Below are 24307 nucleotides of genomic sequence, written 5' to 3' on the forward strand. Positions count from 1 at the left end.
TATAGTATTTTAATTTGGAACAAAATTTTTCCATAAAGAATTGGGCAGAAGACGATAAGCCACGTGAAAAGCTAATGCTGAAAGGCAAAGCTTCATTGAGTGATGCTGAATTGGTTGCTATTCTCATTGGTTCGGGAAGCCGGAATGAAAGCGCAGTAAGTCTGAGCAAACGAATCTTGTCAAGCGTTGATAATAACTTAAATGCTTTAGGTAAATTATCCTTAAAGCAACTAATGGAATTCAAAGGAATAGGAGAGGCGAAAGCGATTTCTATAGCTGCCGCTTTAGAATTGGGAAGACGTCGCAGAGCAGAAGAAGTTGTAGAGTTTCAAAAAATAACCTCAAGCAAAGCCGTTTTCGAAATCATGCAGCCCATAATCGGTGAGTTGCCACACGAAGAATTTTGGGTTTTGTATCTTAACAATTCCAACAAAGTAATTCATAAATCACAGCTTTCAAAAGGCGGGATTACAGGAACGGTGGTTGATGTGCGATTAATATTCAAAACTGCTTTGGAACAAGGAGCAATTTCCATAATTTTGACACACAATCATCCTTCGGGCAAACTGCTGGCCAGTGATGCTGATAAGGATATTACCAAAAAACTAAAAGTGGCCGGAGAACAATTGGATATCAAAGTGCTCGACCATATTATAATTACTGAAACTGGTTATTTCAGTTTTCAGGATGAAGGGATTTTTTAAATGAAAAACATAACAGACATTTTCTTCGATTTAGATCACACGCTTTGGGATTTTGATGCCAATTCCGTTTTGGCTTTTGATAAGATCTTTACAGCACATCATCCAACTATTGATACCAATGCGTTTATTGAAATTTACGCACCCATAAATCAAGCGTGTTGGAAGTTGTATCAGGTTGATAAAATTACGCATCAGGAACTGCGTTATAATCGCTTGCGCCAATCGTTTGATGTTTTGAATTATAGTATTTCTGATGGAGAAATCAATAAAATCTCAGATGATTATATTGCCTTTTTGCCAGATAATAATCAGTTGTTTGAAGGTGCCATTGAAGTATTGGAATATTTGACTCCAAAGTATAATCTGCATATTATTACCAATGGTTTTGCCGAAGTTCAGGGAAAGAAAATTAATAATTCTGGTTTGGCAGATTATTTCAAAACCATTACCAATTCGGAAATGGCAGGCATGAAAAAACCACACGCTACTATATTTGAATATGCACTATCTTTGGCTAATACCAAAAAAGAAAATGCTATCATGATTGGTGATTGTATCGATGCCGATGTGCGTGGCGCGATAGATTTTGGAATGAAAGCTATACTGTTTGATGAAAAAGGAATCTATACTGACCAAGGATTACATACTATAAATCACTTATTAGAATTAAAAAAAATATTGTAAAATGAGAAAGATTGTATTGCTGTTTATTTTAATCTCGAGCTATGCCTTTTCGCAAAGCGTTAATGATTATCAATATGTGATTGTGCCTGTAAAGTTTGATATTTTTAAAAAAGATGATCAGTACGGGCTGAATACATTAACCAAATTATTGCTGCAGAAATATGGTTTTAAAGCGTATTTAAGCAATGAAGAAATCCCGCTAAATGTAGAGCGATGTAATTTTTTATATGCTAATGTTCTAGAAAAAAATGGTGTATTTAGTACTAAAGTTAAAGTAGTTTTGAAAGATTGTCAAGAGAAAGTAATTTTTGAAACTCAATTTGGCGAAAGTCGTGAGAAAGAGTTTGCAAAAGCTTATAATCTGGCATTGCGTGATACCGGAAAATCGTTTGATAAACTTGATTATAAATATAATGGAGGAAACAGGAATGTTGCACAGGCAGCTCCAGTCATAAATCAAGTGGAGGCTGAAACTCCAGTCAATTCAGATTCAATCGCAAGTACCGATGTGTTCTACTTTGCTCAACCAACTGCAAATGGTTTCCAAGTTGTAAATAACGAGCCAAAAGTCATACTTCGTCTGTTCAATACATCACAAAAAAGCGTCTTTATTGCTGAAAAAGAAACAATAAAAGGTGTAGTGATTTTTAAAAACGGACAATGGTTTTTTGAATATTATGAAAATGGCAAGTTGATTTCAGAATCATGGAATCTTAAATTCTAATAACCATACTTGTCTTTCCAGCGATTCTTTAAGAAGTTGCGCAATTCGTTCTCACGGGCATTGTTTCCGGGTTTGTAGAAAGCTGTGTTTTTGATTTCATCGGGTAAATATTCCTGTGCCGAAAAATTGTTTTCATAACTGTGTGAATATTGATATTCTTCACCATAACCCAATTCCTTCATTAGTTTTGTTGGTGCATTTCGCAAATGAATTGGCACCGATAAATCTCCGGTTTGTTTTACCAATTGCTGTGCTTCGCCGATTGCCATATAACTCGCATTGCTTTTAGCAGAAGTGGCCAAATAAACCGCACACTGACTTAAAATAATTCTACTTTCAGGATAACCAATGGTTGAAACCGCCTGAAACGTATTATTCGCCATGATAAAAGCCGTTGGATTGGCATTACCAATATCTTCGCTGGATAGAATCAGCATTCGTCGCGCAATGAACTTTACATCTTCGCCACCTTCAATCATTCGGGCCAACCAATACACCGCACCATTTGGATCACTCCCACGAATGGATTTTATAAAAGCCGAAACAATATCGTAATGCTGCTCTCCAGTTTTGTCATAAAGTACCGTGTTTTGTTGTACTAACTCTAAAACTTTATCGTTGGTAATCGTAATTGGGCCTTCAGGGCTTGCGTTTACGACCAGTTCAAAAATATTTAATAGCTTTCGTCCATCGCCGCCTGAAAGTCGGAGTAGTGCTTCGGTTTCTTTTAGTTTTATTTTTTTGGATGCTAAAATGCTGTCTTCTTTCATTGCCCGGTTTAATAAAGCCAATAAATCGTCTTTTGAAAACGGATTTAAAATATATACCTGACAACGTGACAAAAGAGCGGGAATAACTTCAAAACTTGGGTTTTCGGTTGTTGCTCCAATTAGGGTTATCCAACCTTTTTCTACAGCAGCCAAAAGCGAATCCTGTTGTGATTTGCTAAAGCGGTGAATCTCATCAATAAACAGAATTGGATTTTTTGCAGTGAATAAACCGCCACTTAGTTTGGCTTTGTCAATCACATCACGAATATCCTTTACACCGCTATTGATAGCACTTAACTCATAAAACGGACGATTACTTTGTTTGGCAATAATCTGTGCCAAAGTTGTTTTTCCTGTTCCCGGTGAACCCCAAAATATCATTGAAGGAATTACACCATGGGCAATTTGTTGGGTCAATGAACCGCTTTCACCAACAAGGTGTAATTGGCTAATATAATCGGCTAATTGTTGTGGCCTGATGCGTTCGGCAAGTGGTGCTTCCATGTTGTAAAAGTAAATATTTCTGCCAAAATATCATTGTTTTAAATTTGGCTGTATTTTTGACAATAGCAAAAAACAATTTTAGCTTTAGCAATGAACGATTATCATCATTTTAAGTTTACACCTTCGGTTTGGTTAGTGCCTGCATTGCTGCTTATTCTGATCTGGTCGGTTTTCTTTTTGGAGCATGGTTATAATGTTGATTTGTCTTCACACGGAATTTTGCCAAGAACAGTTTCGGGTTTGCAAGGCGTAATTTTCAGTCCGTTTCTTCACGGAAGTTTGAATCATATAGCCAACAATTCCATTCCGCTATTTATATTGACCACAGCGTTGATTTATTTCTACAGAGATATATCATTAAAAGTATTGTTCTATGGTGTTTTGCTTTCGGGTCTTATAACTTGGGTAATTGGTAGAGAATCGCATCACATTGGCGCCAGTAGTTTGATATATGTTCTGGTTTCCTTTATTTTCTTTAAAGGAATGATGACACAATATTATCGCTTGATGGCTTTGTCAATGGCGGTTGTTATGTTTTATGGCGGAATGATTTGGTATGTTTTTCCGGATATAGACAAAACCATTTCCTGGGAAGGACATTTGGCAGGATTGATTACAGGTTTCTTTTTTGCCATCAAATTTAAAACACCCGATTATAAAAAGGACATACAATACAATTGGGAAAAACCGGATTTCAATCCGGAAGAAGATGCTTTTATGAAGCACTTTGACGAAAACGGAAATTTTGTCAATACGCCAAAACCTGAGGAGGAAATTCAGGAAGAAGATGTTGTAAAATATATTTATCAGTTTAAGGAAACTCCCAAAGAATAATTACTGTCTTTGTCTTACAGTTTCATAAAGAAAAGCACCACAAGCCACAGAAACATTCAGCGAACCTATACTTCCAAACATAGGAAGTTTGGCTTTTTCATCTACGATTTTTAAAACTGACGGATTGATTCCTCTGTCTTCGCTTCCCATGATAATAGCCACGGGTTCGTTTAGCGAAATATCGTAAATGTTTTGGTCTGTTTTTTCGGTGGCAGCAACAGTTTTTATTCCGCTTCCCTGAAGGTGGAAAATTGCATCTTTGATATGTTCCACTTTGCAAATAGGCACATTGAATACTGCACCTGCAGAAGTTTTTACGGTATCACCATTAACTGGAGCAGAACCCGCTTTTTGAACAATGATTCCGTCAACTCCGGTACATTCAGCCGTACGGATAATGGCACCAAAGTTTCGGGCATCACTCAGTTGGTCCAAAATTAAAAACAACGGAGTTTTACCTGATTCCAGGACTTTTTCAATCAAAGTTTCTAAATCATGAAAGGCGATTGGAGAAATTGTAGCAACGGCACCTTGATGATTATTAGAAGTTAATCGGTTTAGTTTTTCAACGGGAACGTATGAGAAGTTGATGCTTTTTTGTTTCATCACTTTCATTAATTCCTTCATTAAATCACCTTGTGTGTCTGATTGAATAAATACTTTGTCAATAGCTGCACCCGATTGAATTCCTTCTATAATTGCTCTAATTCCGAAGATTTGATGTTCTTTTTCCATGGCGCAAAGATATAAAAAAACCACCCCGTTTTTGGAACGAGATGGTTTTATAAAAAATTTAGAATTAAAGTTTTCCTAGAAGATGTCCCAAAACAATTTAGTTTCTACAGCATCTCCACCAATTGCAGTACTAGCATTTTGATAGCTGGCTGCATTTAGTGTTTGTTCTATAATTGGATAAGTATAACGCACCGGAATTCCAGAAACCGCATCAGGTGGAGCGATTAATGTTGGAAAATCCAACCTTCTCCATGATGTCCATCCTTCAAAGCCGTTGTTGTAAAGAGCAACCCAGCTTTGAATTCCGATTTTTTGTCTCCAAGTTCCAGTTGCTGTTGTGTAAGCTACATCTGTACGAGCAAGATAAGTTGCTGCTTCTGCAACACTTCCGCCCCAATCTAGGATAGAAGCAGTTATGCCAGCATTGTAATGAGCTTCTGCATTTGCAGGAGTTCCATACATAGATCTTTCAGCTGCTTCCGCTAATAAAAATTCCGCTTCAGAATAATCTAAAATAGCTCCCGGATAATCTGGCACTTGAATCGTACTTGTGATGTGAGTTAGATTTGGAAAAGAATTTTCCAGACCATTATCTCCACCAATATATTCTACATCAGGAGTTGACGGATCGTCCATGTTATCATCAAAATAACGAGCGCGTCTTGGATCGTTTTGAGAATTCATAAAATCTACAAGAGTATTTGCAGGAACAAAGTCGGAACGACCACTGGCTACTAAATCTACATACAAAGGATTAGTATTTGGAGTAGCAGTTAAGTATGTCATTTTTGCACTATCTGCATTAGAAGCAAAAACAAATGGCGCAGCACTTGATACTGTTGCTGTTGCTAATGCGGTTTCAGTAGGAATATCAGCAATAACTAACCCCATTTTTAGTTTTAAGGTATTAGCAAATTTTATCCATTTGCTTACATCTCCAAAGTACATTCTATCGCTTTGATCAAAACTACCGGCTGAGTCGTCTAAATTAGAAATCGCAGTATTTAATCGGCTAATTAAATCCTTATAAATAGTTAAACCATCGTCGTATTTTGGTTTTTTAATGTTGATGTCCAAAGCTTCAGAATAAGGAACATCTCCAAAAGTTTCTACCAAAATAGAATACGTATAAACGTTTAATACTTCGATAATCGCAAGTTTGTTTTGTTTTACAAGTGGATTGTCGGTTGGAAGCTCAGGAGCATTTTCTATATTAATGGCACCTTGATCCAAATCTTTCAAAACATCTTTATAAAGAAATTGCCAATGTTGTTCCGGAATTGTTCTAGTGGTTAAATCATAGTTACTTTCATCTGTATAGGTTACTTCTGTCCAATGTTGGTTGATTAACCTAAAGATGTTATTGTTTACATTAGTATTAACCATTTGGTCAACTAATGCTTTTTGAGCACTCGTAAACAGCGCTTCGCCGGGAACGTCTGAAGGATCTTTTACGTTCACATTTAATGAATCAAGGTTATCACAAGAAATAATAAACGATGATGCAACTAAAATTAAAAATATTTTTTTCATAATTTATTTTTTAAAATTGTAATTTAACGTTGAAAGCTATATCTCTTGTTGACGGTAAAGAGCCTGTTGAATATCCTTGTAAATTACCTGCACCTAAACCAGATTCCGGATCTGCATCGGGTAAATTTTTACTGATAATCCAAAGATTTGTTCCGATGATACTAAACGTTACTCCATTGATAAAAGTGTTTTTTAACACTTTTTCACTTAGGGAATAAGAAATAGAAGCTTGTCTTAATTTTACATAACTAGCGTCATATACAAATGCTCTATCCGGCAAACCTCTTCTGTATCCAAATGCACCAAATCTGTCGGCGCGAATTCTGGTTTCGTTAACACTGCCATCAGGATTAACACCAGGATTAATAAATCCACCACCGTCAGCAAGGCTGTTTCTTACCGGATTGCCTAAATCGTTGGTGAAAACAGTATCGTCATAAAGTCCGGTTGCTAAACCATAATATCTATCAAGTGAAAAAATATCTCCACCTTTTTGAACATCAATTAAAAATTCAAAAGAAAGATTTTTATAAGTAAATCTATTGTTAAGTCCACCAATCCAATCTGGATTTGCATCCCCAATAACATGGTCTGAAGTATCTGTTTTTATATATTGACCATTGCTGTCATCTACCACCCTTTGACCATCAATATAAGTATAATCTGTGCCATATATTACTCCGTAAGGCTGACCTACTTGTGCATTGATAGTTACACCACCTTGAAAAGAACCTAACTGTAAATTGTCAATTCCATCCAAAAGGGATATTACTTCACTTTTGTTTTTTGACCAGTTAAGATTTACATCCCAAGAGAAATTTGCTGTTTTTACAGGAGTACCATTAAGAGAAACTTCAATACCTTTATTTTGAATTTCCCCAGCGTTTATAAGTTGGTATAAATAACCTGTTGAAGAAGTAACACGCAGTGGTATAATTTGGTCTAGAGATTTTGAATTGTAATAAGAAAGATCAAAACCTAGTCTCTTTTTAAACATTGAGACTTCTAAACCAGCTTCAATACTTTGGGTTTTTTCTGGTTTTAAGTTTGGATTGTTTTTAGTGTCTTTAATAGAAGCAGATGCTGATCCAAAGGCGGTATTCACAGCATAAGTATCTAAAACTCTATCAAAACCTGGGCTATTTCCAACCTCAGCATAATTTAATCTAACTTTTCCAAAAGATAACCAACTAGGTTTTACAAATTCTGAAAACACAAAACTGGTTGAAACAGAAGGATAATAGTATGTGCTATTATTAGAAGGCAAAGTTGATGAATGATCTCTTCTAAGAGTTCCTTCTAAAAAAAGATAATTGTCATATCCAAATGAAGCACTTCCATAAAGTCCATCAACTCCAATAGTTTCATCTCTTTCAACTGGAGCTAAAAGTGGACTGGCAGTATTTTGCAATGAATATAATCCAGGAATTGAAATACCTCCATTTGTAGCTGCCCAAATAGATTGATAATAGCTTCTACGAACGTTTAATCCAACAACACCTTTCAGATTTATTTTTGTGGTTAAATCTTTATTATAATTTAACATTAAATCATAATTATATTCACCGAAAGAAATGTTTTTTCTTGAATAACCGGAACCAGCAGGATTTCTATTTGAACTATAGTCACTACCTTCTCCAATTCCAAAGTCCGTAGGGACACTTCCAACAGCACGTCTCTCTTCTTGTAATTCATCGTAGGTGTCAACCGATATTCTTCCATAAATATCTAACCAGCTGTTTAATTTGTAATTTAGAGAGGCATTTCCAATAAATCTATTTCTTTCATCATTTTGAAAATTTTCATAACGTTGAAAATATGGATTGTCCCAAAAAATAGGAGTTGGGTTTTGATAAGAATTTGGATTCCAAGTAACGTTTCTACCAGTATCAAAATAGGCGTTTGCTAATGATTTAATATCAACATTGGTTTGCCACCATTGACGGAAGTTACCAGCTATGTTATCATTGTAACCAGTATTGTTTCTTCCAATAGTATTTGTTTTTGTAAAATTGGCATATCCTGCTACAGTTAATTTTTCATTTATTAAAATAGAGGAGTTTAAAGTGAATGTGTTTCTTTTTAAACTACTGTTTGGTAACAATCCACTTTGATCAAGATTAGTTGCTCCGAATCTCAAATATCCTCCATCAAAACCTTTGTCAACGGAGAATGAATTAGTATAAGTTTTTGGTTTTTCAAAAAAACTAATAGGGCCTTTTTTAGCATTTACCCATGGTGTAGCTTGAAGATAATTCGGTGATTCCGGATAAAAAGCGTCCCATTGATATACCAATAAATTTGGATCGAAAGCTTGACCATAAGAAGCATCTTCGGTTAAAGGAGTTACCAAGTCTAAATTCCCATCACCATCAATATCGATTTGATCTAAATAAGAATCTCCGTCAGGTCCATAATACGGACCATAACCACCACCATATTTATTTTGATATTTTACAAAAGTACTTTTGTCAATAGAGCCCGTAGTTAAACTAGAATTAACTGTGATAGAATATCCTTTTGCTTTTTTACTTCCTTTTTTTGTGGTAATCATAATGACTCCATTAGCGGCTCTTGAACCATATAAAGCACTTGCAGCTGAACCTTTTAAAACGTTTACAGATTCTATGTCTTCAGGATTTATATCAGAAGCAGCGTTTCCATAATCAAAGCCATTACCAGTTTGCTGTTGATCTCTACTGTTCGAATTATTGTTGCTTACAGGTACTCCGTCAATTACAAAAAGAGCTTGATTGTTTCCAGTTAAAGAAGCATTACCTCTAATGACAACATTTGTAGAACCACCAAAATTTGTAGTTCTTTTTATTTGTAACCCAGAAACTTTACCAGAGAGAGCATTTGCAAAATTGTCGCTTTTTACAGCGGCAATACTACTGCCGTCTACTTTCTGAGTAGCATATCCTAAGGATTTTTTTTCCCTTGAGATACCTAAAGCAGTTACAACTACGCCTTCGAGTTCAACAGCATCTTCACTCATCTTTACATTAATTGTTGTTGATGAAGCCACAATTTCCTGCGATTTCATCCCAACAAAATTAAAGACTAGTGTTTGTGTTGGGGTCGCATTAACGGCATACTTTCCGTCAATGTCGGTTTGAGTACCCAACGTTGTTCCTTTTACAAGAACATTTACCCCAGGAATCGGTAATCCGCCATTGTCAGAAACAACTCCGGAAACAACCCTGTCTTGTGCAAAAGAGATTTGCACCAATAACGCTATGAATAGCGTCAAGAATCCATTTAACTTTGTTTTCATTTTGTAATTTGGTTATAATTAGTCTTTCAAAATTCTTAAAAATTTCCCAAAAAACCTAATGGAAAGTTAAAATTCATTGTTAAAGTTTATAAATAACTGGCAGTTAGTTTGAAATAGCTAAAAAAAGGGTAAATCATTTAATAATCAGCAATTAAGAATCGATGAACTACGTGTTTTATTAACAAATAACGCGGGATTTTATGCATTAAAAATTAGCTTTGAAACTAATATGAACTATTGAGTTCGATAATTTGATGGCTTGATTGTTATTGCTACCATTGGCATAAACAAAATTGAAAAGTCCGTTTTTAGAAAGTAGACCAAAACCGAATCCAAAACCAAATAGATTTTCGTTGCTTTCTGAAGTTTTGTCTTGAAGATATCCGTAGTCAATAATCGAATGAACATACAAATTTGAAGTAAGTACGTATCGGTATTCGGATAGAATTGAACCAAATAAATTTCCTTGTAAACTATTTTCGTTAAAACCACGAATCGAATTTATTCCGCCAAAGCGTTGTAGCTCGTTTACGATGTAGTTACCGCTTTGTAAATAGAAATTTTGAGATTTGATGTTTACGATGTTTTTCTGATTCAGATAGAAATTGTGCTTTGCGAACAAGCTTCCAAAAAATTGATTATCAGAAATGAGTTTTGTATTTCTTTTCCCAGTGCCTATCTTTAAATCAAAAGAAGTTTTCTCGGGAAAAAGAAAATCATCATTTTTGAAATCAACATATTCTAACGCTGTTGTTATGTATGAATTGTCAAAATCACTCAAGGTTAAAGAATTCACATTTTGAATGTCGCTCGATTCCGTTGATTGATAACCAAGATACAGGCGGGTATTATAATTAAAATAATACCCCAGGTTTATGGCTGTTTTTGTGTTTTGAAAAGTACTGTCCTGTTTGAATATGTTTAATTCTGCTTTTATTCCCAATGGGCTTTTAAAAATATACGGCAGTTCAACGCCAAGATTAAATGTTTTTTGATCCTGACCATCGCTTTTCCAATACAAGGATAATTTTTCTCCGGAATTCAGAATGTTGTTCAGAACCAAATCCACATAACCGCTAAAAATTACTTTCTTGGTTTCGTCGTTAGTGAAGCCTACATAGCCATCAAAAGTATTGGGTTTTGTTTTTTCTAAATAGACATAAATTTTGGTCGAGTCTTTTGTGAAAAGAATTTCGGGATATTTTGTTTGCTTAACAAATCTGAACTTTTCAAAATCATTGTATAGCTTATCTAAATTCTTTTGATTAAAAATTTTATTCCGATACAATCGGATGAGATTCTTTTTATGTCCTTCGGGAAATTTATCATAGCCGTTAATCACAATATCGTTTACCTGTCTTTTGATTTCTGTTGTAATTGACAAGTCAGCGGTCAGGAAGTCTTTTGATTTTTGAATATTGACCAGTTTTACTTTCGCCATGGAAAAACCATTGGTTTCCAATTTTTTTAAAGTTGTATTTAAAAAGGGCTCGGTTTCTTCGTAAGGAATGGTTAAAGTGTCGTTTTTGATAGTGTAATTTGCAGCGATATTTTCTTGTGATTTTATACCTATATATATGCGCGCATAATTTATTTTTTTTCCGAGGCTGTATTTGAAGCAAAAAGTGGAGTCGTTTAGCTTGAAATTTTCGGCAAGCTGACATTCCAAAAATCCTTTTTTGGTAAGCTTTTCGTAAAACAAATTATTTTCATCCAAGACTGATTTGGCATTTTTATGTTCCAAAACATAGCCAATACTGTCAACAATTTTAGTTTCTTTTTCGTTTTGCCCGATAATTTTCAGATGGAATTCCTGAGCGGAAATGTTTCCGCTGACGATAATTATGAAAAAAAAGAGAAGAATCTTTTTCAAATGTGCTGATTATTTGCTTCAAAATAACGCAAAAAATCTGTTTTTATTGTTGTTAATCGTCGCGAATAATTATTTGTTTGAAATCGCCATTTGCGGGGCTTCAGTTTTTAAAGGGATGTGCAATTTAATGGCGATTCTTTATCTCATTAAAAGACAAATATTTAATTGATAAAAAAATTAATTAATTACGATTTGTTTCATTGAAAATAATTACTACATTTGCAACCCCTAAAAAAGCGGGAATTTAATAAATAAAAGAAAAATTAGTATTTAATTATGCCAACAATTCAACAATTAGTAAGAACAGGAAGAACTCAGATCACTAAGAAGAGTAAATCGGTTGCTTTAGATTCTTGTCCTCAAAGAAGAGGTGTTTGTACGCGTGTTTACACTACTACTCCAAAAAAACCAAACTCTGCAATGCGTAAAGTTGCGCGTGTACGTTTGACTAATGGAAATGAGGTGAATGCTTACATCCCAGGAGAAGGACACAATCTACAAGAGCACTCGATAGTATTAGTGCGAGGCGGAAGGGTAAAAGATTTACCAGGAGTTAGATACCACATTGTGCGTGGTGCGCTTGACACATCAGGTGTAGCAGGAAGAACACAAAGAAGATCTAAGTACGGTGCTAAACGCCCAAAAGAAGCAAAAAAGTAATTTAAAAACTTTTAAAGTAAAGACATGAGAAAAAGAGCGGCAAAGAAAAGACCACTTTTACCAGATCCAAAATTTAACGATCAGTTAGTAACACGTTTTGTGAACAACCTAATGTGGGACGGTAAGAAATCGACAGCTTTCAAAGTATTTTATGATGCTATGGAAATTGTAGAAACAAAAAAGAACAATGATGAAAAATCATCATTAGAAGTATGGAAAGATGCTTTAACAAACGTTATGCCTCACGTAGAAGTACGTAGCCGTAGAGTTGGTGGAGCTACATTCCAAATCCCAATGCAAATTCGTCCGGACAGAAAAATCTCTATGGCCATGAAGTGGATGATACTTTATGCACGTAGAAGAAACGAGAAATCGATGTCAGGTAAATTAGCTTCTGAAATTTTGGCTGCGGCTAAAGAAGAAGGTGCTGCTGTTAAAAAGAGAATGGATACTCACAAAATGGCAGAAGCAAATAAAGCATTCTCTCACTTCAGATTTTAATATTTAAGAAATGGCAAGAGATTTAAAATTTACAAGAAATATCGGAATTGCGGCTCACATTGATGCTGGTAAAACAACAACAACGGAGCGTATATTATTCTATACAGGAAAATCACATAAAATTGGTGAAGTACACGATGGTGCTGCAACAATGGACTGGATGGCACAAGAGCAGGAAAGAGGTATTACCATTACTTCTGCTGCAACAACTTGTGAATGGAGTTTCCCAACTGAGCAAGGTAAACCATTACCAACTTCTCAGGATTACCACTTTAATATTATTGATACACCGGGACACGTTGACTTTACCGTAGAGGTAAACCGTTCATTACGTGTATTGGATGGATTAGTTTTCTTATTTTCTGCTGTTGATGGTGTTGAGCCACAATCAGAAACTAACTGGAGACTTGCTGATCAATATAGAGTTCCACGTATGGGATTCGTAAACAAAATGGACCGTCAAGGTTCTAACTTCTTAATGGTTTGTCAACAAGTTAGAGACATGTTAAAATCTAACGCTGTTGCTATTACTTTGCCAATCGGTGAAGAAAATGACTTTAAAGGAGTTGTAGATTTAGTAAAAAACCAAGCTATCGTTTGGCATGATGCAACTCAAGGGGCAACTTTTGATATCGTTGACATTCCTGCTGATATGTTAGCTGAAGTGAAACAATACAGAGATATCCTTATCGAAGCAGTTGCTGATTATGATGAAAACTTGCTTGATAAATACATGGAAGATCCGGATTCTATCACTGAAGACGAAATCAACACAGCTTTAAGAGCAGCTACAATTGACATGGCTATCATTCCTATGATTGCCGGTTCTTCTTTCAAAAACAAAGGAGTTCAGTTCATGTTAGATGCTGTATGTAAATATTTACCATCTCCTTTAGATAAAGAAGGTATTGAAGGGATTCACCCTGATGATGCTGAATTATTAGAAGAAGATCAAACTAAAATCTTACGTCGTCCTGATGTAAAAGAGCCGTTCGCAGCTTTAGCATTTAAAATCGCTACTGACCCTTATGTTGGTCGTTTAGCTTTCTTTCGTGCGTATTCAGGTCGTTTAGATGCTGGTTCATACATCTTGAACACTCGTTCAGGAAACAAAGAAAGAATTTCTCGTATCTACCAAATGCACGCTAACAAACAAAACCCAATCGATTATATCGAAGCAGGTGATATTGGAGCGGCAGTTGGATTTAAAGATATCAAGACTGGAGATACAATGTGTGATGAAAAACACCCAATCATTCTTGAGTCAATGAAATTCCCGGCACCGGTAATTGGTATCGCTATCGAACCAAAAACTAAAGCTGACGTTGATAAAATGGGTATGGCTTTAGCAAAATTAGCTGAAGAAGATCCAACGTTTACAGTTAGAACTGATGAAGCTTCAGGTCAAACGATTATTTCAGGTATGGGTGAGTTACACTTAGACATCCTTGTAGATCGTATGAAACGTGAATTCAAAGTTGAAGTTAACCAAGGTGAGCCTCAAGTTGAGTACAAAGAAGCATTTACTAAAACGGCACAACACAGAGAAGTTTACAAAAAACAATCTGGAGGTCGTGGTAAATTTGGTGATATCGTATTTAGATTGGAGCCAGCTGACGAAGTTGACGGAAAAGTGCCTGTAGGTTTACAATTCGTTAACGAAGTTAAAGGTGGTAACGTTCCTAAAGAATATATTCCTTCTGTTGAAAAAGGTTTCAGAGAAGCTATGAAAACTGGTCCATTAGCTGGATACCAAGTTGATAGTTTAAAAGTTACTTTATTAGACGGATCTTTCCACCCAGTGGATTCTGATGCTCTTTCTTTCGAATTAGCAGCTAGAATGGGTTATAGAGAAGTAGCAAAAGCTGCTGGAGCTGTTATTCTTGAGCCTATCATGAAAATGGAAGTTATTACACCGGAAGAAAACATGGGAGATATCGTTGGTGATATCAACCGTCGTAGAGGTCAGGTAAATGACATGGGTGACAGAAATGGTGCGAAAACTATTAAGGCTGATGTGCCTTTATCTGAAATGTTTGGTTATGTAACTACATTAAGAACATTGTCTTCAGGTAGAGCAACTTCTACAATGGAATTCTCTCACTACGAACAAACTCCTTCTAACATTTCAGAAGAAGTAATCAAAAAAGCAAAAGGTAACGCTTAATTCTTATCAAGATGAGTCAAAAAATTAGAATAAAATTGAAATCTTACGATCACATGTTGGTTGATAAATCAGCAGAGAAAATCGTAAAAACTGTGAAAAGCACAGGTGCTGTTGTAACAGGTCCAATTCCGTTGCCTACGCACAAAAAAATATTTACTGTATTACGTTCTCCGCACGTTAACAAAAAAGCAAGAGAGCAGTTCCAGGTAAGTTCATACAAAAGATTGCTAGATATCTATAGTTCTTCTTCGAAAACTATCGATGCTTTAATGAAACTTGAATTGCCAAGTGGAGTTGAAGTAGAAATCAAAGTATAATTATACTTGAATACAAAACAAGGATTAAGTGTTGGATTCTGTCTGACACTTAATTCTTTTTAAAAAGAAAAAATAAATTTATTAATTAATAATTAGTTTAATATGTCTGGGTTAATAGGAAGAAAAATCGGCATGACTAGCTTATTCGATGAGAACGGGAAGAACATTCCTTGTACTGTAATCGAAGCTGGACCTTGTGTCGTTACCCAAGTCAGAACCAATGAGGTTGACGGGTATGAAGCACTTCAACTTGGTTTCGATGACAAATCAGAAAAACACGCCACTAAAGCTGACTTAGGTCACTTTAAAAAAGCGGGAACTTCTGCTAAAAGAAAAGTCGTTGAATTCCAAGGTTTCGAAAGTGATTTTAAATTAGGTGACAATGTTACCGTGGAAGTATTCAGCGAAGGAGAATTTGTTGATGTACAAGGTGTATCAAAAGGAAAAGGTTTCCAAGGGGTTGTTAAACGTCACGGTTTTGGTGGTGTTGGACAAGCAACTCACGGACAACACAACCGTTTGAGAGCGCCAGGTTCTGTAGGAGCATCTTCTTATCCATCACGTGTATTCAAAGGAATGCGTATGGCAGGAAGAATGGGAGGAGACAATGTGAAAGTACAAAATCTTAGAGTTTTAAAAGTAGTAGCTGAAAAGAACCTACTTGTTGTTAAAGGAGCTATTCCTGGATGCAAAAACTCTTATGTAATCATTCAGAAGTAATGGAAGTAAAAGTTTTAGATATCAACGGAAAAGAAACTGGAAGAAAAGTTCAACTTTCTGATTCAGTTTTCGCAATTGAGCCAAATAATCATGCGGTTTATCTTGATGTTAAACAATATTTAGCAAATCAAAGACAAGGAACGCACAAAGCTAAAGAAAGAGCTGAAGTTGCAGGTTCTACTCGTAAGATTAAAAAGCAAAAAGGTACTGGTACAGCTCGTGCCGGTAGTGCAAAAAACCCTTTGTTCAAAGGTGGAGGAACTGTTTTTGGACCACGTCCAAGAAGTTATTCTTTCAAATTGAATAAAAGTTTGAAGAGATTAGCAAGAAAATCTGCTTTCTCTATTAAAGCACAAGAGTCAAATATAGTAGTTGTTGAAGACTTCAATTTTGAAACGCCAAACACTAAAAATTTCATCAATGTTTTGAAAGCTTTAGGGTTAGAAAACAAAAAATCTTTGTTTGTGTTGGGTGAATCAAATAAAAATGTATATTTGTCGTCACGTAATTTAAAAGCATCTAGCGTAGTAACTAACTCAGAATTAAGCACTTACGCAATTTTAAATGCAAATAATTTGATTCTTTCTGAAGGTTCTTTAGAAGGAATTGTTGAAAATTTAAACAAATAACAGGTCATGAGTATCATAATTAAACCTATCATAACAGAAAAAATTACCAAAGAAGGTGAAGTTTTCAATCGTTTTGGTTTTGTTGTTGACAAAAAAGCCAACAAGGTTCAAATTAAGAAAGCTATCGAAGCTGCTTATGGAATTTCTGTTGTTGATGTAAACACGATGAACTATAGAGCTGACAGAACTACTAAATATACAAAAAGTGGTTTAATCAGTGGAAAAACGAATAGCTACAAAAAAGCTATCGTACAAGTAAAAGAAGGAGAAACAATAGATTTTTACAATAATATCTAATAGAAAATGTCAGTTAGAAAATTAAAACCTATTACCCCTGGTCAGCGTTTTAGAGTTGTGAATGGTTTTGACGCCATCACGACTGATAAGCCGGAGCGTTCATTGATCGCACCGATAAAAAACTCAGGTGGTAGAAATAGTCAAGGAAAAATGACCATGCGTTATACAGGCGGTGGTCACAAGCAAAGGTATCGTATGATTGATTTCAAGAGAACTAAAGACGGAATTCCGGCTTCAGTGAAATCAATTGAATATGATCCAAACAGAACGGCGTTTATTGCTTTATTAGCTTATGCTGATGGACAAAAAACGTATATCGTTGCTCAAAACGGATTGCAGGTTGGTCAGACAGTTGTTTCTGGTCCAGACGCATCTCCGGAAATTGGGAACACGTTGCCATTAAGTAAAATTCCTTTGGGAACAGTTATTTCTTGTATTGAGTTACGTCCGGGTCAGGGAGCAGTTATTGCTCGTTCGGCAGGAACATTTGCTCAATTAATGGCGAGAGACGGAAAATACGCTACAATCAAAATGCCATCAGGTGAAACAAGATTAATCTTGTTAACTTGTTCAGCAACTATTGGAGCTGTATCAAATTCTGATCATCAACTTATTGTATCTGGTAAAGCAGGTAGAACAAGATGGTTAGGAAGAAGACCAAGAACAAGACCTGTTGCGATGAACCCTGTTGATCACCCAATGGGTGGTGGAGAAGGACGTTCTTCTGGAGGTCACCCACGTTCTAGAAAAGGACTACCAGCTAAAGGTTACAGAACTCGTTCTAAAGTTAACCCTAGTAATAAGTATATTGTAGAACGTAGAAAGAAATAATTTAAGATATGGCACGTTCATTAAAAAAAGGACCTTTTGTTCATTACAAATTAGATAAAAAAGTTCAGGAAAACATCGCAGGTGGAAACAAAGGAGTAGTAAAGACTTGGTCTAGAGCTTCTATGATTACTCCGGATTTTGTTGGACAAACAATCGCAGTACACAATGGTCGTCAGTTTGTACCAGTTTACGTAACAGAAAACATGGTAGGTCACAAATTAGGAGAGTTTTCACCAACAAGATCTTTTAGAGGTCACGCTGGAGCAAAAAATAAAGGTAAAAAATAAGAAGCAATGGGAGTTCGTAAAAGAGAAACAGCAGATGCGAGAAAAGAGGCTAATAAGTCGATTGCTTTCGCGAAATTGAATAACTGCCCTACTTCACCTAGAAAAATGCGCTTAGTTGCGGACTTGGTAAGAGGTCAGAAAGTTGAAAGAGCGTTGAATATTTTAAGATTCAGCACTAAAGAAGCTTCAAGAAAATTAGAGAAACTATTATTATCTGCAATCAATAACTGGGAGCAAAAAAATAGTGAAGGTAATGTAGCTGAAGCAGGCTTATTTGTAAAAACAATCACTGTAGATGGTGGAATGATGTTGAAAAGACTTCGTCCGGCTCCACAGGGAAGAGCACACAGAATTAGAAAACGTTCTAACCACGTTACAATAGTATTAGGACAATTAGATAACACACAAGCAAATTAATTAAGATGGGACAAAAGACAAATCCAATAGGAAACAGACTTGGGATCATCAGAGGATGGGATTCAAACTGGTATGGTGGAAATGATTACGGTGACAAAATCGCTGAAGATTATAAAATCAGAAAGTATATCCACGCTCGTTTATCAAAAGCTAGTGTATCAAAAGTAATCATCGAGAGAACTTTGAAACTTGTAACCGTTACTATCACAACTGCCCGTCCTGGTATCATTATCGGAAAAGGTGGTCAAGAGGTAGACAAGTTGAAAGAAGAACTTAAGAAAGTTACTGACAAAGAGGTTCAAATCAACATCTTTGAAATTAAAAGACCTGAGTTAGATGCATATTTAGTTGGAACTAGTATTGCACGTCAAATCGAAAGCCGTATTTCATACAGAAGAGCTATTAAAATGGCTATCGCAGCAGCAATGCGTATGAATGCAGAAGGTATTAAAGTTTTGATTTCTGGTCGTTTGAACGGAGCTGAAATGGCACGTTCTGAGCAATTCAAAGAAGGTAGAATTCCTCTATCAACTTTCAGAGCCGATATTGATTATGCTTTGGCTGAAGCACATACTACTTATGGTAGAATGGGTATCAAAGTATGGATCATGAAAGGTGAAGTTTATGGAAAAAGAGATCTTTCTCCACTTGTAGGCATGGATAAAAAACAAGCTGGTCAAGGTGGTGGAAAAGGAGATTCTCCAAGAGGTGACAGAAAACCTTTCAACAAGGACAGAAAACCTGCGGGAGACCGTAAAAGAAAGTAATTTTTTAAAAAGTAAAAGAAAATGTTACAGCCTAAAAGAACAAAATACCGTAAGGTACAGAAGGGTAAAATGAAAGGGAATGCTCAAAGAGGGCACGAACTTTCAAGTGGAATGTTTGGAATTAAATCTGTACATGAAAATGGAATGTTTTTAACTTCACGTCAAATCGAAGCTGCACGTATCGCTGCAACAAGATATATGAAAAGAGAAGGACAATTATGGATCAATATTTTCCCGGACAAACCAATTACCAAAAAACCTCTTGAGGTACGTATGGGTAAAGGTAAAGGTGCGGTCGAATATTGGGCTGCAGTTGTAAAACCAGGAAGAATCATGTTTGAAGTTGGTGGAGTTCCGCTATCAGTTGCTAAAGAAGCTTTGCGTCTTGCAGCTCAAAAACTTCCAGTAAAAACTAAGTTTGTCGTTGCTAGAGATTTCGAAGCATAATCTAAAATTAATTATGAAACAATCAGAAATTATAAATCTATCCGCAGCTGAGTTACAAGAAAAACTTAGTCAATTAAGAAAAGCGTATGCTGACCTAAAGAATGCTCATGCTATTTCTCCGATTGCAAATCCACTTCAAATTAGAAGTGCTAGAAGAGCGGTTGCCAGAGTGGCAACAGAGCTAACTAAAAGAGAGTTACAATAATTGTATTCTGCTAAAATGGAAGATAAAAGAAATTTAAGAAAAGAAAGAATTGGTGTGGTTACATCAAACAAAATGGACAAGTCTATTGTTGTTGCACAAGTAACTAGAGTAAAACACCCATTATACGGTAAGTTCGTATTGAAAACTAAAAAGTTTCATGCACACGACGAAACAAATGACTGTAACATTGGTGATACAGTAAAGATCATGGAAACAAGACCTTTATCAAAAACTAAATGTTGGAGATTAGTTGAAATCATTGAAAGAGCTAAATAATTATGGTACAACAAGAATCAAGACTAAAAGTCGCAGATAACACAGGAGCAAAAGAAGTTTTGACTATCCGTGTATTAGGAGGAACGAAACGTCGTTATGCCTCTGTTGGAGATAAAATTGTAGTTTCAATCAAAGACGCAACACCAAACGGTAACGTTAAGAAAGGTGCTGTTTCAACTGCAGTTGTAGTACGTACTAAAAAAGAAGTGAGAAGAGCCGATGGTTCTTATATCCGTTTCGATGACAATGCATGTGTTCTTTTGAATGCTGCAGGAGAAATGAGAGGAACTCGTGTTTTTGGTCCGGTTGCAAGAGAACTTCGTGAAAAACAATTCATGAAAATTGTATCATTAGCACCTGAAGTGCTTTAATTCGTAGTAAGATGATAAAGCTAAAAGTAAAATCAGGAGACACTGTAAAAGTTATCGCTGGAGACCACAAAGGGTTAACAGGTAAAATTACACGTGTATACAGAGAGAAAAATAAAGCGATCGTTGAAGGCGTTAACATGGTATCGAAACATACGAAACCAAGTGCTAAAAACCCTCAAGGCGGAATCGTTAAGAAAGAAGCTCCTATCCACATCTCAAACCTTTCTTTGGTAAGCGGTGCTGATACAGCTAAAAGCGGAGCGAAAAAAGATTCAAAAAAAGCTAATAAAGCATAGTTATGGCATATACACCTAGACTTAAGCAAGAGTATAAGGACAGAGTAATCGCTGCCCTTAAGGAAGAATTCGGTTATAAAAACGTAATGCAGGTCCCTAAATTGGAGAAAATCGTTTTAAGCCGTGGAGTTGGAGCAGCAGTATCTGATAAAAAACTTGTTGACTATGCAGTTGATGAGTTGACAAAAGTTACTGGACAAAAAGCAGTATCTACAATCTCTAAGAAAGACGTTGCGTCTTTCAAATTGAGAAAAGGTATGCCAATTGGAGCAAAAGTAACTCTTAGAGGAGAGAGAATGTATGAGTTTTTAGATAGACTTATCACATCATCTTTACCACGTGTTAGAGATTTTAATGGTATCAAAGCTACTGGTTTTGACGGAAGAGGTAACTACAACCTTGGTGTTACTGAGCAAATCATTTTCCCTGAAATTGATATTGACAAAGTAAACAAAATATCAGGTTTGGATATTACATTCGTAACGTCTGCAAACACAGATAAAGAAGCAAAATCATTATTAGCAGAATTAGGTTTACCTTTTAAAAAGAATTAAGACATGGCTAAAGAATCAATGAAAGCCCGTGAGGTTAAGAGAGAAAAAACGGTAGCAAAGTATGCTGAGAAAAGAAAAGCTTTATTAGAAGCTGGAGATTACGAAGCGTTGCAAAAATTACCTAAAAATGCTTCACCGGTTCGTTTACACAATCGTTGTAAATTAACAGGTAGACCAAGAGGTTATATGCGTCAATTCGGTATTTCACGTGTTACATTCCGTGAAATGGCCAACCAAGGATTAATACCGGGAGTTAGAAAAGCTAGCTGGTAATTAGTTTATTTCAGCAGATAATTGTACATTTGCCCGCTTTTAGCAGGTAACGTACAATTATCTGCTGTTAAAATAGAGTTTAATGGCTTCAGGTTCAGTAGAATAGTTCTATTTGAAAACCGTTGCCGCAATTTAATAAATATGTATACAGATCCTATTGCGGATTATCTTACGAGAGTTAGAAATGCAGTGATGGCAAACCACAAAGTGGTTGAGATTCCGGCATCTAACCTTAAAAAAGAAATCACAAAAATTTTATTCGATCAAGGGTATATTTTAAGTTACAAGTTTGATGACACTACCGTTCAAGGTACCATCAAAATCGCTCTTAAGTATGATAAAGATACTAAAGACTCTGTAATTAAAGATATCCAAAGAATTAGTAAACCAGGTTTACGTAAGTACGCAGGTGCTTCAAAATTACCTAGAATCCTTAACGGTTTAGGAATTGCTATTGTTTCAACTTCAAAAGGTTTAATGACCGGGAAACAAGCTAAGCAATTAAATGTTGGTGGAGAAGTAATTTGTTACGTATACTAATTAAAAACAGAAAACATGTCAAGAATAGGTAAAAATCCAATTTCGATTCCTGCTGGTGTTACTGTTGAAGTTAGTGATACAGTAATTACAGTTAAAGGAAAATTAGGTCAACTTACACAAGATTACGCAGACGTAACTGTAAAAGTTGAAGAAGGTCAATTAACAGTTGAAAGACCATCTGATAGTAAAGATCACAGAGCAAAACACGGATTATACAGATCATTAATCAGTAATATGGTTACAGGTGTATCTGAAGGTTTTACTAAAGAATTAGAATTGGTTGGAGTTGGTTACAGAGCTTCGAATCAAGGTCAAAAATTAGATTTAGCTTTAGGTTTTTCTCATAATATCGTTTTAGAAGTTGCTCCTGAAGTAAAACTAGAAACAATCTCTGAGAAAGGTAAAAACCCAATCGTGAAGTTAACATCTTTCGACAAACAATTAGTAGGTCAAATCGCTGCGAAAATCAGAGGTTTCCGTAAACCAGAGCCTTACAAAGGTAAAGGAGTTAAGTTTGTTGGTGAAGTATTAAGAAGAAAAGCAGGTAAATCAGCTTAAAAAATAGCGTTATGTCATTAACAAAATCTGAAAGAAGACAAAGGATACAATACAGAATCAGAAAGATTGTAAGCGGAACCGCTGCAAGACCAAGATTATCTGTATTCAGAAGTAATAAAGAAATCTATACACAACTAATTGATGATGTGAATGGAGTTACTTTATTAGCTGCTTCATCAAAAGATAAAGGAGCGGATACTAAAGGTACCAGCATTGAAGTAGCAGCTGCAGTTGGAAAACTAGTTGCAGAGAAAGCGTTAAAAGCCGGAATTACAGAAGTAACATTCGATAGAGGAGGTTATTTATATCACGGTCGTATTAAATCATTAGCAGAAGGCGCAAGAGCGGCTGGGCTTAAATTCTAATATATTATGTCTAAATACAAAAATGTAGAATTAGTAAAACCTAGTGGTCTTGAATTAAAAGATCGTCTGGTAAGTGTAAATCGTGTTACCAAAGTAACAAAAGGAGGAAGAGCATTTGGTTTTTCTGCGATTGTTGTTGTAGGTGATGAAAACGGAGTAGTTGGTCACGGATTAGGAAAATCTAAAGATGTTTCTGAAGCTATTGCAAAAGCAGTAGAAGATGCAAAGAAAAACTTAGTTAGAATTCCTTTGAGTGGACAATCAGTTCCTCACGAACAAAAAGGAAAATTTGGTGGAGCTGCAGTATTTTTGATGCCGGCATCTCATGGTACCGGAGTAATTGCAGGTGGAGCTGTTCGTTCAGTTCTTGAGTCAGTTGGTATTCATGATGTATTATCAAAATCACAAGGTTCATCAAACCCTCACAACGTGGTAAAAGCAACTTTTGATGCTTTATTACAAATGAGAAGTGCTGTTACTGTTGCAAAACAAAGAGGTATTTCTTTAGAGAAAGTTTTTAAAGGTTAATTCAAGGAAATTATGGCTAAATTATTAGTAAAACAAGTTAGAAGCAAAATCAACTGTCCACTTACACAAAAAAGAGGATTAGAGGCTTTGGGTCTTCGTAAAATGGGACAAACTGTGGAGCATGATTCAAATCCTGCTATCCTTGGAATGATAAATAAAGTTAAACACTTAGTTTCCGTAGAGGAAGTTAAATAACAAATACAGTTATGAATTTAAGTAACTTACAACCTGCTGAAGGTTCTACACACAATCAAAACAAAAGATTAGGTAGAGGAGAAGGTTCTGGAAAAGGTGGTACTTCTGCAAGAGGTCACAAAGGGGCTAAGTCTCGTTCTGGTTATTCTAAAAAGATTGGTTTTGAAGGAGGTCAAATGCCACTTCAAAGACGTGTACCTAAGTTTGGTTTTACAAACATCAATCGTAAAGAATACCAAGGAGTAAATCTTGATGCACTTCAATTATTAGTTGATAACGGAATTGTTACCGATACTGTAGATTTTACAGTATTTGTTGAAAACCGTTTGGCTACTAAAAACGAAACTGTAAAGATTCTTGGTAGAGGTGAACTAAAAGCAAAATTAAAAGTAACAGCACATAAATTTACTGCTACTGCAAAAGCTGCTATCGAAGCTGCTGGTGGAGAAGCCGTAACCTTATAATTAT

33 protein-coding genes are annotated in these 24307 nt (G+C 35.7%); 28 read left to right on the forward strand and 5 right to left on the reverse strand.

The features are described from left to right. The first annotated feature begins 14 nt into the window (after nucleotides 1-14). The 3 genes from radC to GS03_RS05850 are packed head-to-tail and all read left to right on the forward strand — an operon-like array spanning nucleotide 15 to nucleotide 2112. Nucleotides 15-704, forward strand: a complete 690-nt coding sequence (gene radC, locus GS03_RS05840) for a RadC family protein (RefSeq protein WP_136151622.1) — start codon at nucleotides 15-17, stop codon at nucleotides 702-704. Beyond that, on the forward strand, nucleotides 705-1388 hold the full coding sequence (locus GS03_RS05845; protein WP_136151623.1) for a YjjG family noncanonical pyrimidine nucleotidase: 684 nt from the start codon (nucleotides 705-707) through the stop codon (nucleotides 1386-1388). It abuts the gene before it with no gap. 1 nt (nucleotide 1389) lies between these two features. Beyond that, nucleotides 1390-2112, forward strand: coding sequence for a hypothetical protein (locus GS03_RS05850; RefSeq protein WP_136151624.1), 723 nt, complete (start codon nucleotides 1390-1392; stop codon nucleotides 2110-2112). Here the strand turns inward: GS03_RS05850 and GS03_RS05855 are convergent. Next, nucleotides 2109-3386, reverse strand: a complete 1278-nt coding sequence (locus GS03_RS05855; protein ID WP_136151625.1) for a replication-associated recombination protein A — start codon at nucleotides 3384-3386, stop codon at nucleotides 2109-2111. The two genes, GS03_RS05850 and GS03_RS05855, sit on opposite strands and share 4 nt — an antisense overlap. A 90-nt stretch (nucleotides 3387-3476) precedes the next feature. Between GS03_RS05855 and GS03_RS05860 the strand changes: the two genes are divergently transcribed. Further along, complete coding sequence (locus GS03_RS05860; RefSeq protein WP_136151626.1) at nucleotides 3477-4220, forward strand: rhomboid family intramembrane serine protease; 744 nt, start codon at nucleotides 3477-3479, stop codon at nucleotides 4218-4220. On the opposite strand, the gene rlmB is transcribed toward GS03_RS05860, so the two are convergent. The 4 genes from rlmB to GS03_RS05880 form a co-directional block, all read right to left on the reverse strand. Then, nucleotides 4221-4955, reverse strand: coding sequence for a 23S rRNA (guanosine(2251)-2'-O)-methyltransferase RlmB (gene rlmB, locus GS03_RS05865; RefSeq protein ID WP_136151627.1), 735 nt, complete (start codon nucleotides 4953-4955; stop codon nucleotides 4221-4223). It abuts the gene before it with no gap. Nucleotides 4956-5030: 75 nt separating this feature from the next. Next, on the reverse strand, nucleotides 5031-6488 hold the full coding sequence (locus tag GS03_RS05870) for a SusD/RagB family nutrient-binding outer membrane lipoprotein (protein WP_136151628.1): 1458 nt from the start codon (nucleotides 6486-6488) through the stop codon (nucleotides 5031-5033). Nucleotides 6489-6498: 10 nt separating this feature from the next. Then, nucleotides 6499-9765, reverse strand: coding sequence for a SusC/RagA family TonB-linked outer membrane protein (locus GS03_RS05875; RefSeq protein ID WP_136151629.1), 3267 nt, complete (start codon nucleotides 9763-9765; stop codon nucleotides 6499-6501). Between the two features lie 205 nt (nucleotides 9766-9970). Further along, nucleotides 9971-11638: a BamA/TamA family outer membrane protein gene (locus tag GS03_RS05880; RefSeq protein ID WP_168710273.1), complete on the reverse strand. Its 1668-nt coding sequence runs from the start codon at nucleotides 11636-11638 to the stop codon at nucleotides 9971-9973. 276 nt (nucleotides 11639-11914) lie between these two features. Between GS03_RS05880 and rpsL the strand changes: the two genes are divergently transcribed. From rpsL to rplO, 24 genes are all read left to right on the forward strand, one after another. Beyond that, nucleotides 11915-12298: a 30S ribosomal protein S12 gene (gene rpsL, locus GS03_RS05885; RefSeq protein ID WP_007136570.1), complete on the forward strand. Its 384-nt coding sequence runs from the start codon at nucleotides 11915-11917 to the stop codon at nucleotides 12296-12298. 24 nt (nucleotides 12299-12322) lie between these two features. Continuing rightward, nucleotides 12323-12799, forward strand: coding sequence for a 30S ribosomal protein S7 (gene rpsG / locus GS03_RS05890; RefSeq protein ID WP_136151630.1), 477 nt, complete (start codon nucleotides 12323-12325; stop codon nucleotides 12797-12799). Between the two features lie 10 nt (nucleotides 12800-12809). Continuing rightward, nucleotides 12810-14966: an elongation factor G gene (gene fusA, locus GS03_RS05895; protein WP_136151631.1), complete on the forward strand. Its 2157-nt coding sequence runs from the start codon at nucleotides 12810-12812 to the stop codon at nucleotides 14964-14966. Nucleotides 14967-14977: 11 nt separating this feature from the next. Next, on the forward strand, nucleotides 14978-15283 hold the full coding sequence (rpsJ, locus tag GS03_RS05900; RefSeq protein ID WP_136151632.1) for a 30S ribosomal protein S10: 306 nt from the start codon (nucleotides 14978-14980) through the stop codon (nucleotides 15281-15283). Nucleotides 15284-15385: 102 nt separating this feature from the next. Continuing rightward, nucleotides 15386-16003: a 50S ribosomal protein L3 gene (gene rplC / locus GS03_RS05905; RefSeq protein WP_136151633.1), complete on the forward strand. Its 618-nt coding sequence runs from the start codon at nucleotides 15386-15388 to the stop codon at nucleotides 16001-16003. Next, complete coding sequence (rplD, locus tag GS03_RS05910; RefSeq protein ID WP_136151634.1) at nucleotides 16003-16632, forward strand: 50S ribosomal protein L4; 630 nt, start codon at nucleotides 16003-16005, stop codon at nucleotides 16630-16632. Before rplC ends, rplD begins: the two co-directional genes overlap by 1 nt. A gap of 6 nt (nucleotides 16633-16638) precedes the next feature. Next, nucleotides 16639-16929, forward strand: a complete 291-nt coding sequence (rplW, locus tag GS03_RS05915) for a 50S ribosomal protein L23 (protein WP_136151635.1) — start codon at nucleotides 16639-16641, stop codon at nucleotides 16927-16929. Between the two features lie 6 nt (nucleotides 16930-16935). Continuing rightward, nucleotides 16936-17760: a 50S ribosomal protein L2 gene (gene rplB, locus GS03_RS05920; RefSeq protein WP_136151636.1), complete on the forward strand. Its 825-nt coding sequence runs from the start codon at nucleotides 16936-16938 to the stop codon at nucleotides 17758-17760. An 8-nt stretch (nucleotides 17761-17768) separates the two neighbouring features. Continuing rightward, nucleotides 17769-18047 (forward strand): 30S ribosomal protein S19, encoded by a 279-nt coding sequence (gene rpsS, locus GS03_RS05925; RefSeq protein WP_007136562.1) that lies wholly within the window; start codon nucleotides 17769-17771, stop codon nucleotides 18045-18047. 6 nt (nucleotides 18048-18053) lie between these two features. Then, nucleotides 18054-18464 (forward strand): 50S ribosomal protein L22, encoded by a 411-nt coding sequence (gene rplV, locus GS03_RS05930; protein WP_136151637.1) that lies wholly within the window; start codon nucleotides 18054-18056, stop codon nucleotides 18462-18464. A 5-nt stretch (nucleotides 18465-18469) separates the two neighbouring features. Beyond that, entirely contained in the window at nucleotides 18470-19231 is a 762-nt protein-coding gene (rpsC, locus tag GS03_RS05935; RefSeq protein ID WP_136151638.1) for a 30S ribosomal protein S3, read from the forward strand. Between the two features lie 21 nt (nucleotides 19232-19252). Next, nucleotides 19253-19678, forward strand: a complete 426-nt coding sequence (gene rplP, locus GS03_RS05940) for a 50S ribosomal protein L16 (RefSeq protein ID WP_136151639.1) — start codon at nucleotides 19253-19255, stop codon at nucleotides 19676-19678. A gap of 13 nt (nucleotides 19679-19691) precedes the next feature. Next, complete coding sequence (gene rpmC / locus GS03_RS05945) at nucleotides 19692-19883, forward strand: 50S ribosomal protein L29 (protein WP_136151640.1); 192 nt, start codon at nucleotides 19692-19694, stop codon at nucleotides 19881-19883. Between the two features lie 15 nt (nucleotides 19884-19898). After that, nucleotides 19899-20159 carry a 30S ribosomal protein S17 gene (gene rpsQ / locus GS03_RS05950; protein ID WP_121312857.1) on the forward strand — a complete coding sequence of 87 codons (261 nt, stop codon included), beginning with the start codon at nucleotides 19899-19901 and terminating at the stop codon, nucleotides 20157-20159. A 2-nt stretch (nucleotides 20160-20161) separates the two neighbouring features. After that, nucleotides 20162-20530 carry a 50S ribosomal protein L14 gene (rplN, locus tag GS03_RS05955; RefSeq protein ID WP_007803649.1) on the forward strand — a complete coding sequence of 123 codons (369 nt, stop codon included), beginning with the start codon at nucleotides 20162-20164 and terminating at the stop codon, nucleotides 20528-20530. 11 nt (nucleotides 20531-20541) lie between these two features. After that, on the forward strand, nucleotides 20542-20826 hold the full coding sequence (gene rplX, locus GS03_RS05960; RefSeq protein ID WP_136151641.1) for a 50S ribosomal protein L24: 285 nt from the start codon (nucleotides 20542-20544) through the stop codon (nucleotides 20824-20826). A gap of 2 nt (nucleotides 20827-20828) precedes the next feature. Further along, nucleotides 20829-21380 (forward strand): 50S ribosomal protein L5, encoded by a 552-nt coding sequence (gene rplE, locus GS03_RS05965; protein ID WP_136151642.1) that lies wholly within the window; start codon nucleotides 20829-20831, stop codon nucleotides 21378-21380. Nucleotides 21381-21383: 3 nt separating this feature from the next. Continuing rightward, complete coding sequence (gene rpsN / locus GS03_RS05970; protein WP_136151643.1) at nucleotides 21384-21653, forward strand: 30S ribosomal protein S14; 270 nt, start codon at nucleotides 21384-21386, stop codon at nucleotides 21651-21653. 141 nt (nucleotides 21654-21794) lie between these two features. Then, complete coding sequence (gene rpsH, locus GS03_RS05975) at nucleotides 21795-22193, forward strand: 30S ribosomal protein S8 (RefSeq protein ID WP_136151644.1); 399 nt, start codon at nucleotides 21795-21797, stop codon at nucleotides 22191-22193. Nucleotides 22194-22208: 15 nt separating this feature from the next. Then, nucleotides 22209-22751: a 50S ribosomal protein L6 gene (rplF, locus tag GS03_RS05980; RefSeq protein WP_136151645.1), complete on the forward strand. Its 543-nt coding sequence runs from the start codon at nucleotides 22209-22211 to the stop codon at nucleotides 22749-22751. An 11-nt stretch (nucleotides 22752-22762) separates the two neighbouring features. Then, nucleotides 22763-23116 (forward strand): 50S ribosomal protein L18, encoded by a 354-nt coding sequence (rplR, locus tag GS03_RS05985; protein WP_136151646.1) that lies wholly within the window; start codon nucleotides 22763-22765, stop codon nucleotides 23114-23116. A 3-nt stretch (nucleotides 23117-23119) separates the two neighbouring features. After that, nucleotides 23120-23644: a 30S ribosomal protein S5 gene (gene rpsE, locus GS03_RS05990; protein WP_121312864.1), complete on the forward strand. Its 525-nt coding sequence runs from the start codon at nucleotides 23120-23122 to the stop codon at nucleotides 23642-23644. A 12-nt stretch (nucleotides 23645-23656) separates the two neighbouring features. Next, nucleotides 23657-23839 carry a 50S ribosomal protein L30 gene (gene rpmD, locus GS03_RS05995; RefSeq protein ID WP_136151647.1) on the forward strand — a complete coding sequence of 61 codons (183 nt, stop codon included), beginning with the start codon at nucleotides 23657-23659 and terminating at the stop codon, nucleotides 23837-23839. Between the two features lie 11 nt (nucleotides 23840-23850). After that, nucleotides 23851-24303, forward strand: coding sequence for a 50S ribosomal protein L15 (rplO, locus tag GS03_RS06000; RefSeq protein ID WP_136151648.1), 453 nt, complete (start codon nucleotides 23851-23853; stop codon nucleotides 24301-24303). Nucleotides 24304-24307: the final 4 nt, after the last annotated feature.

It is taken from the genome of Flavobacterium sangjuense (genome assembly GCF_004797125.1).
In the GTDB taxonomy this organism is placed as follows: domain Bacteria; phylum Bacteroidota; class Bacteroidia; order Flavobacteriales; family Flavobacteriaceae; genus Flavobacterium; species Flavobacterium sangjuense.